This window comes from Paenibacillus sp. FSL H7-0350 (genome assembly GCF_038593195.1).
Taxonomy (GTDB): Bacteria; Bacillota; Bacilli; order Paenibacillales; family Paenibacillaceae; genus Paenibacillus_AQ.
Genome location: NZ_CP151972.1, coordinates 4192132 through 4207187, shown reverse-complemented (window position 1 = coordinate 4207187; position 15056 = coordinate 4192132). Strand labels below are relative to the sequence as shown.

General features: G+C 54.3%; 15 protein-coding genes. 11 read left to right on the top strand and 4 right to left on the bottom strand.

What is annotated here, in order from left to right; all coding sequences use genetic code 11:
* Nucleotides 1-47 precede the first annotated feature (47 nt).
* The 3 genes from NYE24_RS19205 to NYE24_RS19195 all read right to left on the bottom strand — a co-directional run bounded on the left by NYE24_RS19205 (nucleotide 48) and on the right by NYE24_RS19195 (nucleotide 2202).
* The gene (locus NYE24_RS19205) at nucleotides 48-752 is read right to left on the bottom strand and encodes a DUF421 domain-containing protein (protein ID WP_342476429.1); all 705 of its coding nucleotides are present in this window, start codon (nucleotides 750-752) and stop codon (nucleotides 48-50) included.
* A 138-nt stretch (nucleotides 753-890) separates the two neighbouring features.
* On the bottom strand, nucleotides 891-1166 hold the full coding sequence (locus tag NYE24_RS19200; RefSeq protein WP_342476428.1) for a hypothetical protein: 276 nt from the start codon (nucleotides 1164-1166) through the stop codon (nucleotides 891-893).
* 34 nt (nucleotides 1167-1200) lie between these two features.
* The gene (locus tag NYE24_RS19195) at nucleotides 1201-2202 is read right to left on the bottom strand and encodes a PocR ligand-binding domain-containing protein (RefSeq protein ID WP_036691532.1); all 1002 of its coding nucleotides are present in this window, start codon (nucleotides 2200-2202) and stop codon (nucleotides 1201-1203) included.
* 172 nt (nucleotides 2203-2374) lie between these two features.
* On the opposite strand from NYE24_RS19195, the gene NYE24_RS19190 reads away from it, so the two are divergent.
* From NYE24_RS19190 to NYE24_RS19150, 9 genes are all read left to right on the top strand, one after another.
* On the top strand, nucleotides 2375-3517 hold the full coding sequence (locus NYE24_RS19190) for a glycerol dehydrogenase (protein WP_036691534.1): 1143 nt from the start codon (nucleotides 2375-2377) through the stop codon (nucleotides 3515-3517).
* On the top strand, nucleotides 3514-5274 hold the full coding sequence (dhaK, locus tag NYE24_RS19185) for a dihydroxyacetone kinase subunit DhaK (RefSeq protein WP_076156260.1): 1761 nt from the start codon (nucleotides 3514-3516) through the stop codon (nucleotides 5272-5274). Before NYE24_RS19190 ends, dhaK begins: the two co-directional genes overlap by 4 nt.
* A 160-nt stretch (nucleotides 5275-5434) precedes the next feature.
* Complete coding sequence (locus NYE24_RS19180; protein ID WP_342476427.1) at nucleotides 5435-6232, top strand: SMI1/KNR4 family protein; 798 nt, start codon at nucleotides 5435-5437, stop codon at nucleotides 6230-6232.
* 99 nt (nucleotides 6233-6331) lie between these two features.
* Entirely contained in the window at nucleotides 6332-7876 is a 1545-nt protein-coding gene (locus tag NYE24_RS19175; RefSeq protein ID WP_342476426.1) for a class I adenylate-forming enzyme family protein, read from the top strand.
* Between the two features lie 12 nt (nucleotides 7877-7888).
* Nucleotides 7889-8788 (top strand): NAD(P)-dependent oxidoreductase, encoded by a 900-nt coding sequence (locus tag NYE24_RS19170; RefSeq protein ID WP_342476425.1) that lies wholly within the window; start codon nucleotides 7889-7891, stop codon nucleotides 8786-8788.
* Nucleotides 8778-9755 (top strand): phosphotransferase, encoded by a 978-nt coding sequence (locus NYE24_RS19165; protein WP_076156269.1) that lies wholly within the window; start codon nucleotides 8778-8780, stop codon nucleotides 9753-9755. Before NYE24_RS19170 ends, NYE24_RS19165 begins: the two co-directional genes overlap by 11 nt.
* 21 nt (nucleotides 9756-9776) lie before the next feature.
* Entirely contained in the window at nucleotides 9777-10334 is a 558-nt protein-coding gene (locus tag NYE24_RS19160) for a GNAT family N-acetyltransferase (protein ID WP_342476424.1), read from the top strand.
* Between the two features lie 124 nt (nucleotides 10335-10458).
* Nucleotides 10459-10869, top strand: a complete 411-nt coding sequence (locus NYE24_RS19155; protein ID WP_036691545.1) for a hypothetical protein — start codon at nucleotides 10459-10461, stop codon at nucleotides 10867-10869.
* A 76-nt stretch (nucleotides 10870-10945) separates the two neighbouring features.
* Nucleotides 10946-11215 carry a hypothetical protein gene (locus NYE24_RS19150; RefSeq protein WP_036691547.1) on the top strand — a complete coding sequence of 90 codons (270 nt, stop codon included), beginning with the start codon at nucleotides 10946-10948 and terminating at the stop codon, nucleotides 11213-11215.
* Nucleotides 11216-11345: 130 nt separating this feature from the next.
* On the opposite strand, the gene NYE24_RS19145 is transcribed toward NYE24_RS19150, so the two are convergent.
* Nucleotides 11346-12779: a PLP-dependent aminotransferase family protein gene (locus NYE24_RS19145; protein WP_342476423.1), complete on the bottom strand. Its 1434-nt coding sequence runs from the start codon at nucleotides 12777-12779 to the stop codon at nucleotides 11346-11348.
* Nucleotides 12780-12928: 149 nt separating this feature from the next.
* Here NYE24_RS19145 and NYE24_RS19140 point away from each other — a divergent pair, with 149 nt between their 5' ends.
* A complete protein-coding gene (locus NYE24_RS19140; RefSeq protein WP_036691550.1) occupies nucleotides 12929-13477 on the top strand; it encodes a pyridoxamine 5'-phosphate oxidase family protein in 549 nt (182 codons plus the stop codon).
* A 240-nt stretch (nucleotides 13478-13717) separates the two neighbouring features.
* Nucleotides 13718-14926 (top strand): hypothetical protein, encoded by a 1209-nt coding sequence (locus NYE24_RS19135; protein WP_342476422.1) that lies wholly within the window; start codon nucleotides 13718-13720, stop codon nucleotides 14924-14926.
* The last annotated feature ends 130 nt before the right edge of the window (nucleotides 14927-15056 follow it).

Below are 15056 nucleotides of genomic sequence, written 5' to 3'. Positions count from 1 at the left end.
GATCATTGTACTGAATTCCATCATTGATGCTTCCCATCAATGAATGGTCAATCAATGGGGTTGTCGATGTGATCCTCATAGTAATCGAAGTATAACTGCTTCTGCGTCCCTCTTACCGCATAGAACACATCGGCTACGGACTTGCCCCGCTGCTCAAGCGCCTGATTTAGCCACTGGGCGGTCAACCCGTTGTGGGCGAGATTGTCTTCAATGATCCTGCCGTCCATGATCAGCTCAACCGGGAAGGACTGGACTGCTGTAGCGTGCAGCTTCAGATCCTTGCGCGTCACCCACTCATATTCGCTTTTCTTCTTGACCGACAGCTTCCCGTGGCCTTCCAGGCAAGCGTACTCCACCTCCTCCAGATTGAAAATATCCTTCTCGCGCAGCGATTGAGCCAGGGAGTCTAAGGTGTAACGGATGCTTCGCATGTTGTCCTCAAGAATAGTCCCGTCCTCAATGATAACGGTTGGCGTACCGGATACCCACCGGTTCCATGTCCGGCTCTCCAGCGCGGCCTTGGAGACGAGGAAAGAGATGGCGAAGAAGATCAGCAGCGATACGGCGATGAGCCCATAGCTCAGCTTGTTATTAAACGCCAGATTCGCTGCAATGGAGCCCAGCGTAATACCGCTCACGAAGTCATGGAAGGTCATATTGGAGATCGTCTGCTTCCCGAGGATTCTCGATGTTACCATAAGGAGGACAAAAGCGGCGATCGTTCGTAAGATAATTTCCAGATAAGTTGGCAACAGGCATACTCCTTACTCTATGTTCTTAGGGCAGTTAGACTAGCTTACACCCTAAGAATAGCCCTAAACCTGCCGTAATAGACATTCGTAAAAAGCATTTGCAATAAGCCTGGCACACCAACGGTCTCGGGTCTTCTGTTACCACACCCCGAAGCCCGGATCATACTCCCGGACAGCTGAATAAATCCCCTCCACTATACGGGGAAGGTCTTCTTCCGGGTAGCCATAGTCCTCGGGCATGGCCTGCGGGGGAACAATAGCAGATACGCTGCCGGGGTACAGCTCAATCTTATGCTTTTCCAATCCAATCTCGAAAGAATCCTTGAATGACAACCCGTCATGGGCCAGAAAAAAGTACATGTCGTGGATATCATCCTCTTCAATGATGAGCACACCATGTTCGTTCAGCTTCATAAGATAACCTCCTGCTCGAATAGTGTTACATCTATTATATTCGATTGGTTATGAGCGAAGCGCGGTAGGACAGGGGAGTTGCCGACTCGTATTTCTTGAAGATCTTAATGAAATAGCCGGCATCGCAAAAATTCAAGTGATTGCTGATCTCGTTGACTGACCAATCGGTTGTTGCCAGCAGCTCCTTCGCCCACCCGACCTTCATGCGGGCGACATATAGGGAGAAATGCTCGCCCATCTCCCTGGTGAACAGGCGGCTGAAGTAGCTGGGGCTGATATGGCATAGCTGCGCCAGCGATTTCAGCGAGAAATTCTCCTCCCGGTGGCTTAGCATATAGTCCAAAGCAGGCTGAAGCGTAGGACTTATGCATTCCGTTTTGTATGCGCTTCCCGAAGAGACCGGAGTCTTGGGAGCCGAAGGCGGCTCTACAGGCAGAGGCGGCAGCTCAAGCTGGAGCTTGGACTCCTGCGGGTTCAAGGCCTCAACCTGCCGGTTCCTCTCCAGCAGCTCATGCTTCAGGATCGATTCCTTGACCACATAGTTGCACAAATGATAGAGCATATCGGCGGTGGCCACAACCTCCCCATAGGTCATGACGGGCAGCAGTTCGTACTTGCGGGCCCGATCCTCCGTCATGGCGTCCTGCTGCGGGCGGGATACAATCTGCTCCAGATTCGGGCCGCTTCCCTCCGCCAGCCGGATCTGTCCGGCCATCAGCGCACCGATGTACTGATTATCGACAATGATAGGTATAGCAATGTCGAGAATATCGAAGTGGCAGCGGTAGATATAGGGCCGGCTCAGCCGCACAGCCTCCAGACCTCCGCGCGCGTCACATTTTTGACAATAGGCTGAGAATTCCTTGTCGCTGCGCACGGTCTGGCAGAAGGCCTGACAGCGGCTATGTGCCGTAACCGGCACGCCTTTATAATCAACCATAATGATGGCCATGCGTGTCACAAGGGACAACGATTCCTGAAGCTTGCCCCATTCGTCCAAATCAATGATATACTTCAAGTCGAATTTGGATTGCATCCGGCTCACCCTTTCCATCTACAGTCATAATGAGAACAGGATAATTATAATTCAGAATCTGGGCAACATAATAATACTATTTTGCAGCATATTAATTCGTTTGCTTTGTCCCATGCGCCCCTCTATCCAGTTGTCTATAATGGGGACATACGACTCGAGGAGGAATGAAAGAATGAGAAGAACCTTTATCAGCCCGGCTAAGTACACACAAGGTGAAGATGAGCTGCTTCAATTGGGATACTTCGTCAGTACTTTCGGCACATCGGCTCTGCTGATTGCGCACCCGGATGATGTGAAGCGTGTGCAAGCCAAGCTCGATGCCACCAGCAGTCAATTCGGCATTACACTGGTGAAGGGGGATTTCCAGGGCGAATGCTCCCGGCAGGAGATTTCCAGACTACAGGAGCTGGCCCGTGAGCACAAGTGTGCTTGTACTATAGGTCTTGGCGGCGGCAAAGCGATCGACACGGCTAAATGTGTGGCAGAAGGCGATGCGCTGATTATCGTTCCTACCATTGCGGCCACCGATGCACCCACCAGCCATTCTGCTGTTATTTACACTTCTGAAGGCGCTTTCGAGGATTATGCTTACTTCAAAGCCAGCCCATCGGTTGTGCTGATTGATACTACTGTTATTGCGCAGGCTCCTACCCGCTTCCTGGTATCCGGGATGGGCGACGCCCTCTCCACCTACTTCGAGGCCAGAGCTACTGCGGCATCCTATTCGAATGTCAATGCGGGGCTTCCTTGCGGAGTGCATGCAGGCGTGATTACGGAGGCCAAAGGCACCAAAGCCGCGCTGGCCCTTGCCCGCTTATGCTACGATACACTGCTGGAGGATGGCGCCAAGGCCAAGCTGGCTTGCGATCAGAACGTGGTGACACCGGCGCTGGAGAATATTATTGAAACCAACATCCTGCTGTCGGGGCTCGGGTTCGAGAGCAGCGGCCTGGCTGCCGCACATGCTATCCATAACGGCCTGACGGCGCTTGAAGGCACTCATCATTATTATCATGGCGAAAAGGTGGCCTTCAGCACGATTGCACAGCTCGTTCTGGAGAATGCGCAGCAGGCAGAGATCGATCAGGTGCTGTCCTTCTGCCACTCTGTGGGGCTTCCCGTATGCCTGGCTGATATTGGTGTCGCTTCCATCTCCCATGAGGAGCTGATGGAAGTGGCCCGCAAGGCGTGTATCCCGGAGGAGTCGATTCATTCGATGCCGTTCCCGGTTACCGCTGAAGCGGTTGCCGCTGCCATTGCTGTTGCTGACAAGCTGGGCGAAGCCTTCAAGAAGAGCAAGGAGCAGCGCGTATGAAAAAGATAATCAACGACCCGTCGGACCTCGTCCGTGAGATGTGCAGCGGACTGGTGATGGCTCATCCGCAGCTGACATTCGACAGCAAATACAAAATTATCTCCAGGTCTGCGCCGAATCCTGACAAGGTAACGCTGATCAGCGGCGGGGGCAGCGGCCATGAGCCGGCGCATGCCGGGCTGGTCGGACCGGGAATGCTGGATGCCGCAGTCTGCGGCGATGTCTTCGCCTCCCCGTCACAGATTCAGGTCTATCAGGCGATTCGCAACCATACCGGCCACAAGGGCGCGCTGCTGATCATCAAGAATTACAGCGGTGATATAATGAACTTCCAGAATGCAGCTTATCTGGCGGCTGAGGATGGCCTCGATGTGGACTATGTGAAGGTAGATGATGATATTGCAGTAGAAGACAGCCTGTATACGGTGGGGCGCAGAGGGGTTGCGGGCACGATTCTGGTGCATAAGGTTGCCGGGGCGGCTGCCGAGGCCGGACTGCCGCTGGCAGAGGTGAAGCAGGCCGCGCAGCATGCGGCAGAGCATGTGCGCAGTCTTGGTTTTGCTTTTACCTCATGCACGGTTCCGGCCAAGGGTACGCCTACCTTCCAGCTTCAGGAGGATGAGATGGAGTATGGGGTCGGCATTCATGGGGAGCCGGGCATCCGCAGAGAAAAGCTGCTTAGCGCCGATGAGCTGGCGGAACGTATGATCACTGCCCTGCTGGCCAGTCTGAACCTGGATCAGCCGGACGGCGGAGAGGTAGTGGTGCTGGTCAACGGCTTCGGCGCAACGCCTCTGCAGGAGCTGTACCTGCTCAATCACTCCGTAATCCGTAGTCTGGGAGAACGGGGGATCATCATCCGCCAATCTCTTGTGGGCAACTATATGACCAGCATAGATATGGCCGGTGCTTCCATCAGCCTGATGAAGCTGGATGATGAGCTGCGCAGATGGCTTGCTGAGCCTTGCGATACTCCGGCGCTCCGGCTAACGGGCGACCTTGCGCCGGTACAATACGTCAGCCCTCTTCCGCAGCAGGAGGCTCAGGCTGAGTGGAGCCTGACGGCCGAGACCGATCCGGGCTTCGCTGTCCTCCGTGACGAACGGCTGCGGCTTACGAATATCATCTATCTGGTGGATAAGATGAGCGAGATTATTATCGCGAATGAGGCTCCCTTCTGTGAGCTGGACGCCCATGCAGGTGATGGAGATTTCGGGATGAGCGTCGCCAAGGGCTTCAAGCAATTGAAGCGGGAATGGAAGGAGCTGCTTCAGCATCATTCCACGAATATTGGGAGCTTCCTTCAGGCCTGCTCCCTGATCATTATGGAGCATTGCGGCGGAGCCTCCGGTCCGATCTGGGGCTCAGCCTTCCGTTCAGCAGGCAAATATGCCGCAGGCCGCACCTCGCTGAATACGCTGGAGATGGCCGGAATGCTGGAAGCAGCGGTTCAGGGCATCCAGGCTACCGGCGAACGCTCCTTCGGACGTGGAGCAGTTGTAGGCGATAAGACGCTGATCGATGCGCTGATTCCTTGTGCTGAAGCCTGGAAGAGCAGTGCGGAGCAGAAGCTGTCCCTGAAAGAGGCCTTTGCCAGAGCGGCCGAAGCGGCTGTTGAGGGGGCCAGACGCACAGAAGCTATCGTCGCGCGGATGGGCCGGGCCGGGACGGTGGGCGAGCGCAGCATCGGCTACCCGGATGCGGGCGCATTTGCCCTGGGGGTTATTTTCACAGAGCTGTCTAACGCTGTTCAGTAAGTGTTCCAACGTTATAAGCCCGCCTGTCACTTCACCGTGACGGCGGGCTTATTCTTGTCTAGTCAACGAGGGGCCTGGAATATATGCAGGGTGTGATATGATGGAAGATGATCGGCCTGGTCATTTTTAGGAGACAGATTCTTTTGCAGGAGGGATCATCATGAATATAGAGAAGCAGACAGCGCAGCTTGAGCGGATCAAGACAAAGCTGGGGCAGGCCCTTCGCAAGGATGCGGAATTCGCGGAATTTGGGTCCTCATCACATCAATACAGGCAGGAAGATAAGCTTACAGCAGGCAAACTGGCAGACTGGGAGGCCCAATATGGGATCAAGCTTCCTGAACCATTCGCCCGGTTCCTGACAGAGATCGGGAACGGCGGGGCCGGACCGTATTACGGAATTTATCCGCTTGAACAAGCCACCTCCTATACCGAGCTTCCGGCACTCCAGGGCCGGGCGGCGCTTCATCCCGGGATGAGCGCAGAGGAATGGAATATCCTGACGGAGCCTTTGACGGGCGAGCGGGACATCTCGGATGAAGAATACGAGGAGGCCAGAAACAAGGCGCTTGGCGGAATGCTGTGCATCGGCACCCAGGGCTGCGAATATGAGATGTGTCTGGTGCTGGAAGGGGAACACCGGGGGAGAGTGGTGTACACCTCCGATTTTTATCCGGATCGTCCTTTTTTCTTCGTCTATGAAGACAACTTCCTGGACTGGTACGAGCGCTGGCTGGATGAGATTATTCTGGATTATGACAACGCATGGTTTGGCAGCCCGCTGCCGGGTGACGAGAATACGCTTATTCAGCTGTATCGGAACACCCCAGATGAGAAGCTGCAGACCAAAGCGCTAGAGGCGATGTTCAAGTTCAAGCGAATCGCCCCGGCCACCCTGAAATTCCTAAGCAATGTGGGCGGGCAGACCCTATCTGCTCAAGCTGCTGCAGTCGGATGATTATTTTGGCTGAGCGGATGTTCCCCGCCTAAAATCGGTCTTTGTAAAGGCCCCTGTGATCAGCAAATAGCAGGACAAACATTCTTGGAGGGTATACGTATGCTTCTTTCAGAAATATTGCCTCATGTGGCCCGGTTACAGCCAGATCACTATGCTACAAAGTATAGAAATGAGTATCTGACCTATCAACAATTACTGCATCAGGTGAGCTGTGTGGCGGGAGGTCTGAAGGATTTGGGAGTAGGACCCGGTGAACGGGTGGCGCTTGCAGGTGAACCTTGCCCATATCTTGTGATTGCAGAATGTGCCGTAATTGCTATAGGTGCCATTCCAGTTACGGTTTTTCCAGGTTTGGCTCCTGCAGAGATGAATCAGATCCTTGAAGATGCTGCCCCAACAGCTATCGTGTACGATGCGGATCATCCGGGAATAGCCTCTTCTCTTTCAGCGCCCAGTATAGCTTGTACTATCACGTTCAAGCCGGTCAACGGCGGCCTGTCTTTAGAAGATTTAATTGCGGCCTCCTCTCCACTAACAGAATGGTATATAGCAGAGCCGGATGATGTCGCTCTTCTTATTTATACCGGGGGTACAACGGGACGCTCCAAGGGAGTGATGCACTCTCATCGTACGATCAGAAAATGGGCTTTCATGAACCCTGCAAGAGGCGGAGGGCATAATCCGGCCAAGAAATCGCTTGTTCCTAATCAAGCCCATCTTACCGGACAATTTATCCTTTGGACAACTCTTTTTGAAGGGGGCTGTCTCATTTATCCGGACTCCTATCCGCTGCAGGCTAACGAGGTCATAGACATTATTGAGCGTGAGCAAATCAGGTTCCTGGGAACAGTCGGACTTTTATTCAGGGATATCACTGCCTTGGCAGGCAACCATTCCAGAGAAGCCGGATTCGTGGCAGGCATATCCTGTGGAGGTGCTCCTATCAGTGAGAAGACCTTGTATCAAGCTCTTGAAGTATTCCCTAACGCGCAGTTATCAGAGGTGTATTCACAGACGGAGAGCGGCCAATTTATCAGCTTCTTATCCGTACAAGAGTGCCTTACAGAAGGGAAGCTGCATCGGCTGCAATCGGTCGGAAATCCATCCCATATGAACCGCTGGGGCCAGAAGCCGTTTGAGGTTAGTATAGTTGATGACTCAGGGCAAGAAGTAGAACAAGGAGACGTTGGCGAGATCATATGCCGAAGTGAACAAATTATGCTTGGCTACTGGAACAATCCGGAAGAGACAGGCAGGACCATCCGAGATGGGTGGCTCTATACGGGTGATCTCGGCAGACTGGATGCAGACGGTTATTTATACATTGTGGACCGGAAGAAAGATATGATTATAGTAGGGGCTTCTAATGTCTACTGTGCTGAAGTGGAACAGGTAATAAGCGCACACCCCTCTATTCTTGAGGCTGCTGTTATAGGAACCCCCTTGCCGGATGAAGGTGAAGAAGTCACAGCAGTAGTTGTACTTAAGCATAAGCAGACACTCGCTCTAGAGGACTTGCAACAATTCTGCGGTCAATCGATAGCCGAATATAAGCTGCCTACCCGCTTAGTGATTACTCACTCACTTGCCAGAACATCCGTAGGCAAAATAGATAAGAAGGCGATAAAAAATAGTATTTACTAAAGGAGGTTCTCCATGAGACTTCGTGATAAAGCCGTTCTCGTTACAGGTGTTACGGGCACGGCAGGAGATAAAATTGCCAGAAGATGTGTTAGCGAGGGAGCAGAGGTTAAAGGGCTTATCCGAAATAGGGACCAGATCGCGCTATGTGAAGAGCTCGGCATTACACCCGTCATCGGAGACTTGACCGATAGAGCGGCCATCAAGGACGCACTTCAAAATGTGAACGTTATCATTCACGCTGCGGCGTATCTGGGGGAGGATCGGGCGATTGCCGAAGCGTCCAATGTTCAAGGGGTCCAGAGTCTGGCCCACGGTGCTGTAGCTGCGGGAGTAGAGCGCTTCGTGCATATTTCTACGGTATCGGTCTATGGTCATTTTGATGGAGAGGTGGAGCTGGATGAGGCAAGCAGCCTTGCCTTCGGCCACGGGGAGGTATATATTTCAACCAAATGTGAATCGGAACGAATCGTGCAGGCTGCAATGGCTAACGGTTTAACCAGTGTGATCCTGCGTCCTGGAGTAATCTGCTCCGAATCCAACTCGCACTGGGGCGACAGACTGATCGCTAAGCTTGCTGATTCAGGGGAAGTGGACTGGATTCATCCAGAGGACTTAACGCCTTGGGTGCATGCGGACAACCTGGCAGAGATGTGTGTACTGGCAGCGACGCAGCCTGCGGCCGGGAACCAGTGCTATAACGCAATTGACGGGAATTACCCGGAAAAAGATTTTACGATGCGTATCGGTCTTGCCCTGAACAAGAAGTTCGTCATACCGGGCGGAGACCCTATAAGAACGGCGTATAGTTGCGGCAAAATAAAAAACGAGCTGGGCTACAGCCCGGTCAAAACGTTCGAGGAGACCGTTGTCCGGCTGGAGCAGCAAGCTAGGGGAGAGCTAAATGTATCCTAAACCGAAGGCCATGCGTTCCGTTCTAGATCCAAAGTATTTGGAATATTGCCTGAGTTCTCTGTATGACCTTGGAGATTGGAAGGATTGCCTGTTCTGGTTACGCGGCTTGAATGATACTTACAGAATCCGTACCGGCAGAGGCACTTATATTCTTCGGATCTACCGCCAATCGATAGCTGAAAGTGATGTTGTCTATGAATTGTCCCTCCTGACACAGCTGGAACACCAACTGAGCGCAGTAAATACAAAGGTTTCCGTTCCCCTCCCTCAAAAGAACAGCAGCTTATATACGGTCATCGATGCGCCGGAGGGCCCGAGAGTTGCCGTGATTTACAGCTATCTGACAGGCACGGAGAACGTGCTGCATGATGAGGAATCGTGTATTTCCTTCGGGAAATCTGCTGCTGAATTGCACGCTGCCATGGACAGGGTCTCCTTAGATTTGCCTAGACCGGATCTGGATACCCGCGCTCTGATCTCCCAGCCGCTGGAGCTTATTGTGGATTATCTCGGTGAGGGACACCGCTCTGCTGCGTATCTGCGCGAGTTCGCCGGTGCATTAACGGAGCGGATCAACGCTGCTAGTCCGGGCCTGGACTGGGGCATCTGCCACGGAGATTTGCACGGGAATAACAATGCCTTCCAGGAGGGAGATACGTTCACGCATTATGATTTTGAATGGGCGGCTCCGGGTTGGCGGGCCTACGACTTGGCCCAGGTCCGGCACAGAAAACGTCTGCCGCACGAGAAGAAGGAACCGCTGTGGCAGGCATTAATGTCGGGCTACCGCTCGGTGAGAGACTTTTCTGAACAAGATGAATCTGTAATTGATCTGTTTATGATGGCCCGCCGCTTGTGGGTGATGGGACTGGATGTCGAGTTCATCAGTGACAGCGGTGCGCTGGATTATACGGAAGACTGGCTGGAGGAGTTCATTGGTGAGTTCCGCTCTTACGATATAGTCTGATGATTCATGAGGAGGAGGAAGATGGCTATGTACACCATCTATAAGCATTGTCCGGTATTTCGAAATGAACAAATTACCCTGCGGCCGGTGCTGGAGGAGGATGCTCCAGGTCTGCTTAACTGTTACGCAGATCAGAAAGCGGTGCCCTTGTTCAACGCGGATAATTGCAATGGCGATACGTTCTACTATCCAACAGCGGAGCGGATGAAGCAGGCGCTTGATTTCTGGAGGTATAGCTATGACACGGAACAGTTTGTCCGCATGACGATCATCTGGAACCCTACTAACGAGATCATCGGAAGTGTGGAGATGTTTAACCGCGGGGAGGCTCCCGGCTATGGGGTGCATGGCGTATTGCGCATAGATGTGATGAGCGTATATGAGCAGGAAGAGGTGCTGAACGCTGTCCTGGAGCTGGTGCAGGAGCATTTCTACACTGAATTCGGTGTGGAATGGATAATGACCAAGGCCATCCACGCTGCGGCAGCACGCAGGGCTGTTCTTACAGGGCAGGGGTATATTCCGCTCAAGGAGTTCGAGTTATCGGATTATTATGGCCGCGTAAAAAAGGAGCTGTAGTGCCGATTACCCTCCGATAGGCGGGATGCTGTTAAAAGCCCACTGCAGCTGGGCATCCGCCCAGTCATCTTCTCCGCGAATGCATATGATGATTATGCCTAATGAAACGGAGAGGATGATAGATATGGGATTTATACCAGTGCCGGGAGGCGGCGGAGGATTTCCGGGGATACCGGGATTTCCGGGTGGACCAGGCTTGCCGGGAGGGCCGGGGGTTCCAGGGATTCCAGGCGGAGGGCCCGGAGGATTTCCGGGGACGCCCGGGGGTGCGCCGGGAGGAGTAGCGGCACCGACAGCGCCACCGCCGCAATTCGTGCCGCAAGCACCGGCGGTCACGGCTTATGCGGTTGACCCCGGAGGCATCAGAGGATGCCTGTTCCGCAACACCTATATCTGGCTGAATAATGGTGAGCAGTTCTGGTTCTACCCGGTATTCGTGGGCAGAAGTTCGGTGGCGGGCTTCAGATGGAACGGCTTCTTCTGGGGATACTACGGCGTTGATTTGAACCGGGTTAGCTCGTTCACCTGCTTCTAGCCTGGCGGCATCTCCCTGTTTGGCGTACCGTGTCTTGGTTAAGTATAGATCAAGATCACGAACAGGGAGGTGTACTATGGACAACCTGTGGATGACATTCGTCTACCCTGGCAGCTTCTTAAGTCTGCTGGGGATTGTACTACTCATTATTGGCTATCAACGGCGGCGCACGGGCAGGCGTACCCGTCTGGAGGGCGTGGTAGCCCAGCCCGGTCCGCCGGCACCTGGAGGCCCAGGCACCGCATCGTTCCAGCGGGAGGTACGGTATTCGCTGATGGGAGGCATTCTGCTGGGGCTGGGCTTGCTCCTATTTGCTGCACTGGGCGTTACCACGCTATTGGAATAGGACAAGCTGTGCCTTTGTGTTTAGTAATATTCTCTTGGTGCTTGCTGTTCTGGTTATTGCGGTGAGCATGGTCTATTATGTGCAGTTTGGGCGCAGGGGTAGCCGATCATCCGGGACCCTTACGAAGGATTTATAACACCAGCCCAGCCAGCCGGTGAATCCCCTGCTCAATCAAGGCCTCATCCACCTTGGCGAATCCCAGCACCCATCCCTTCCTGCGGCTCTGAAGGCAGTAATGGGCAAGCGGATATACCCGGATTCCCTGCTCCAGGGCTAACCGGGTCACGGCTTCCTCGTCGTAGTCTGATTCTGCCTCAAGGAATACATGCAGTCCCGTCTCTGCTCCGCTCAGGGTGAACCGCTCGCCTAGACCGCTGGATGTTATAGCCTTGGTTATGGCTTCATGTCTCCGGCGGTACACATTGCGGACTCTGCGCATATGGCGCATGAAATGCCCCTTCTGGATGAAGTGGGTCAAGGTGAGCTGATCCATCACCGGAAGGTGGCGGTAGGTCAGCTCCTGTACACGCGCCAACTGGGCAATGGCCCGTGCCGGGCCGACAATCGCCGAGATGCGGATGGCCGGGGCGATCATTTTGGAGAAGCTCATCAGATACAGGGTATTATTCGGCGCCTGGCTATAGAGCGTGGGCAGCGGGTCGCCACGGTAGCGGAATTCACTGTCATAGCCGTCTTCTATAATCCATAGCTGCTCCTGCACGGCCTGGTACAGCAATTGTTGCCTGCGCGGCTCTGACATCACGGAGCCTATGGCGCACTGGTGTGATGGGGTTACGAAGACCAACTTAGACTCCGGGTGGATCTGGTCAACCACAAGGCCATGCCTGTCTACCGGGACAGGGGCTACGTGCATCCGCCGGTAATTCATCGCCATCCAGGCCGCAGGGAAGCCGGGATCTTCCACAGAGACGGTATCTCCTTCTGTGAGAAGGGATTGGGCAATCAGGTCAAGGCTGTGCTGGGCGCCTGAGGTCAACAGAATCTGATCGGGCTCGATCCGTATGCCCCGCTCAAGCAGCAAGTAACGCTGAATCTGTTCCCTAAGCGGCAGGAGACCATAGGGATTGCCGTAGGACCAATCCGATACGTCCATTGCGGCGGAGGCGTGAAGCAGCGATTGCCGCCAGTGGTTCTGGAAGGTCCTGTCCACATACGGCTCGTGCGGGGTGAAATCGATCTCCACCTCCTGAGTCTGAGGGCCTCCGAACCAGTCTTGCAGCTGATCTACCGCTGAGTTCAGCAGGGGAAGGGAAGGAGGAACGGGTCCTTCCGGCATCAACTCCTCTTGAGCCGCTTCAATGGCCGGGTTCCAGTCGCTTACCCGTGTTCCGCCCCGCCGGGAGGTCACGGTATACCCTCTGCTCAGCAGTTCCTCATAGACGAGCTGCACCGTGGAGCGGGAGACTCCAAGCTGCTCGGCAAGTTCACGGGAAGGGAGCAGCAGCTCGCCCGGCGCCCAGATACCTTGTGTAATATTATGAATCACCTGATTCAGCAGTTGCTGCCAGATCGGGCCCCTGTCGTTGCGGTTGACGAACATCATAAGTCATCCCTCCTAGTCGTAGCTTTGGTTCCGTATCTTCATTATGGATTGCTCGGAACCGTCCTCTTTGGATATTTTAGCACAGTCCAATAGCTGATATACTACCGAATAACGTATACGCGGAGGACGCGGGAAGGAGAGGGTTCGATATGAATCCGGTTCGTTATAAGGTCAGGGAATGTAAGGATGAGGCGAGGATTGAACAGTTTTTGAAGCAGGCGAGAATTGGGTTTCTGGGATTAGCGGATGGCAATCTCCCCTATGTTGTGCCGCTGAACTATGTGTGGATGGACGGAAAGCTGTATATCCATGGGGCCGGGGATGGAAGACGCAATCAGGTGATGAGTGACAATTCAGAAGTATGCTTCACGGTCTGTGAGGAGTATGGAACGATCACGAACCCCGTGCCCGCCAAGACGGATACCGCCTATATGAGCGTGATGGTCTTCGGACAGGCAGAGCCGTTGACGGATTTGGATGAAGCTACGCAAGTCTTGCAGGAGATGATGAACAAGTATGTGCCCGGATACTATAACCGCCCTCTGTCCAAGCAGCATGTCGAGAAATACCGGTCGGCTGTGTACGGCGGGCCCGTACAAGTGTACCGGATTACTCCGCAGCATCTGACAGCCAAAGAGAATCCAATTGAAGCAGAGAGTATGTACAAGCCAGGGACGAATGAAGGGCAGATTATGTAGGGACTGCACTCCAACTGAATAGAGAATGAGCGCTCGGGCCGGTAACGGCCCGGGCTTGTTCTCGTTATGGCATGGGCGGAAATGTAATCGAAAAACCGATTACAATGGTCAGGGTGGGGGTTTGTGGACCAAATGTAATCAAGGATAGAGGGCCGGCAAAGTTGCTATGAACCCCAGGATACCGTATGGTTGAGTTAGTATAGCAAACAAAGGCAGGATCAAGCAGAAAGGATGAAGCAAATGTCCACAGATAACCAAGCTCTTCCCCCGGCTCCGATTACAGAACCCGGACGGTATGTCCTTGATCTGACGGGACCCGGCAGTCACACGCTTGACCGCAAGCCCGGTATGGGCAGCTTATCGATCGGCCCCAAGGAGTTGAAGCAACCAGCGGAGCTGCTGGTCGCAGCAGATGAGCGCATGAACTGGTCCGTCTTCGAGCCGTTCGCCACGCCCGCAGGCTCCCCCTGGCCGCGTTATCTGAGTTATACCGGCGGTGATGCGGGGTTCCTCGAGTGGGCGGAGCGGCGGCCTATTGAGACTATAAGCTGGACCCCGGTGCTGCCGGAGGGTGCATCCTTGGACGGTAGCCGGGCGGATATCTATACCCTGGGTATCAAACTGGGTCCTCTGGCAAATGGACAGCTGAGCCTGGTTCTGCCGGAGAAGCTGTACAACCTGAGCCTGTCCGGCGATCTAACCCGCTTCTCAGCTTCCGGCCATCTGCCCACTACACTGGCCTTAGTACCGGACACGAGCCGGCGCAGGAGCGATGCGCCATACCGGCTGCCGGATCTGGGGGAGCTGCAGGGTGTGACTGACCTGACGCTGAATAGCCCGCCCTTGGGCCAGCCCATCTCGCTGGACGGCCTGGAGCAATTCCCGAACCTGGAGTCGCTCAGCCTGTGGGGAAGCTTCTGCGATCTGGAGGCGCTTGCCCGCCTGACGGGGCTGACCAGCCTGCAGCTCCGTTTCATGCCGGAGCTGGAAGGCCTGCCTTCCCTGGATACATGGCCGCTGCTGGACCGTTTCATCGCCTACAATGTCGAGGAGGCCGGAGGCAAGCGTCTAAGGCAACAGATGAAGGCGCGGGCCAAGGTTCGCCCATGGGATGAGTATGCGTCCGTGAGCCAGCTGAGGAAGCCCGAGTGGTGGGTGAGCGAATACGGCCGCCCGTTCGCGGCCTGGCCGAAGCGTCTGGCCAAGCTGGCGAACGAAGCCTATGATACTGCGCAAGCAGCTATGGCGGAGGCCCGCAATCTCGAAGAGGCGGAAGCAGCCATTACCGCCTTCACCCTGCGCTTCAATTCACTGAAGGGCATCGAGACTACCGAGAGGGAAGACCTTGGCGAAGCTGTATGGCAGCTCAGCCTGTCAGAGCACCAGATCGGGCAGCCTATAACAGAGGAAGTGGCGCAGGGCTGGTTCGATGCGGCCCGTGATTATTAATTAAAAAGTTTATAAAAATTAAGATAAATCTTAAAATTTAGTTTCATTAGTGATAAACTAGGATCAGGATTGATCCAAACGGTGTGTGACTTGGTCCGCGCTGGCTTGCTATGGCGCCTAAGCAGGAGTG

Coding starts and splice junctions, on each gene's coding strand:
- NYE24_RS19160 (WP_342476424.1), top strand. CDS start 9,777: ATGGCTATGTACACCATCTATAAGCATTGTCCGGTATTTCGAAATGAA.
- NYE24_RS19145 (WP_342476423.1), bottom strand. CDS start 12,779: ATGATGTTCGTCAACCGCAACGACAGGGGCCCGATCTGGCAGCAACTG.
- NYE24_RS19195 (WP_036691532.1), bottom strand. CDS start 2,202: ATGCAATCCAAATTCGACTTGAAGTATATCATTGATTTGGACGAATGG.
- NYE24_RS19165 (WP_076156269.1), top strand. CDS start 8,778: ATGTATCCTAAACCGAAGGCCATGCGTTCCGTTCTAGATCCAAAGTAT.
- NYE24_RS19150 (WP_036691547.1), top strand. CDS start 10,946: ATGGACAACCTGTGGATGACATTCGTCTACCCTGGCAGCTTCTTAAGT.
- dhaK (WP_076156260.1), top strand. CDS start 3,514: ATGAAAAAGATAATCAACGACCCGTCGGACCTCGTCCGTGAGATGTGC.
- NYE24_RS19140 (WP_036691550.1), top strand. CDS start 12,929: ATGAATCCGGTTCGTTATAAGGTCAGGGAATGTAAGGATGAGGCGAGG.
- NYE24_RS19200 (WP_342476428.1), bottom strand. CDS start 1,166: ATGAAGCTGAACGAACATGGTGTGCTCATCATTGAAGAGGATGATATC.
- NYE24_RS19135 (WP_342476422.1), top strand. CDS start 13,718: ATGTCCACAGATAACCAAGCTCTTCCCCCGGCTCCGATTACAGAACCC.
- NYE24_RS19180 (WP_342476427.1), top strand. CDS start 5,435: ATGAATATAGAGAAGCAGACAGCGCAGCTTGAGCGGATCAAGACAAAG.
- NYE24_RS19155 (WP_036691545.1), top strand. CDS start 10,459: ATGGGATTTATACCAGTGCCGGGAGGCGGCGGAGGATTTCCGGGGATA.
- NYE24_RS19175 (WP_342476426.1), top strand. CDS start 6,332: ATGCTTCTTTCAGAAATATTGCCTCATGTGGCCCGGTTACAGCCAGAT.
- NYE24_RS19170 (WP_342476425.1), top strand. CDS start 7,889: ATGAGACTTCGTGATAAAGCCGTTCTCGTTACAGGTGTTACGGGCACG.
- NYE24_RS19190 (WP_036691534.1), top strand. CDS start 2,375: ATGAGAAGAACCTTTATCAGCCCGGCTAAGTACACACAAGGTGAAGAT.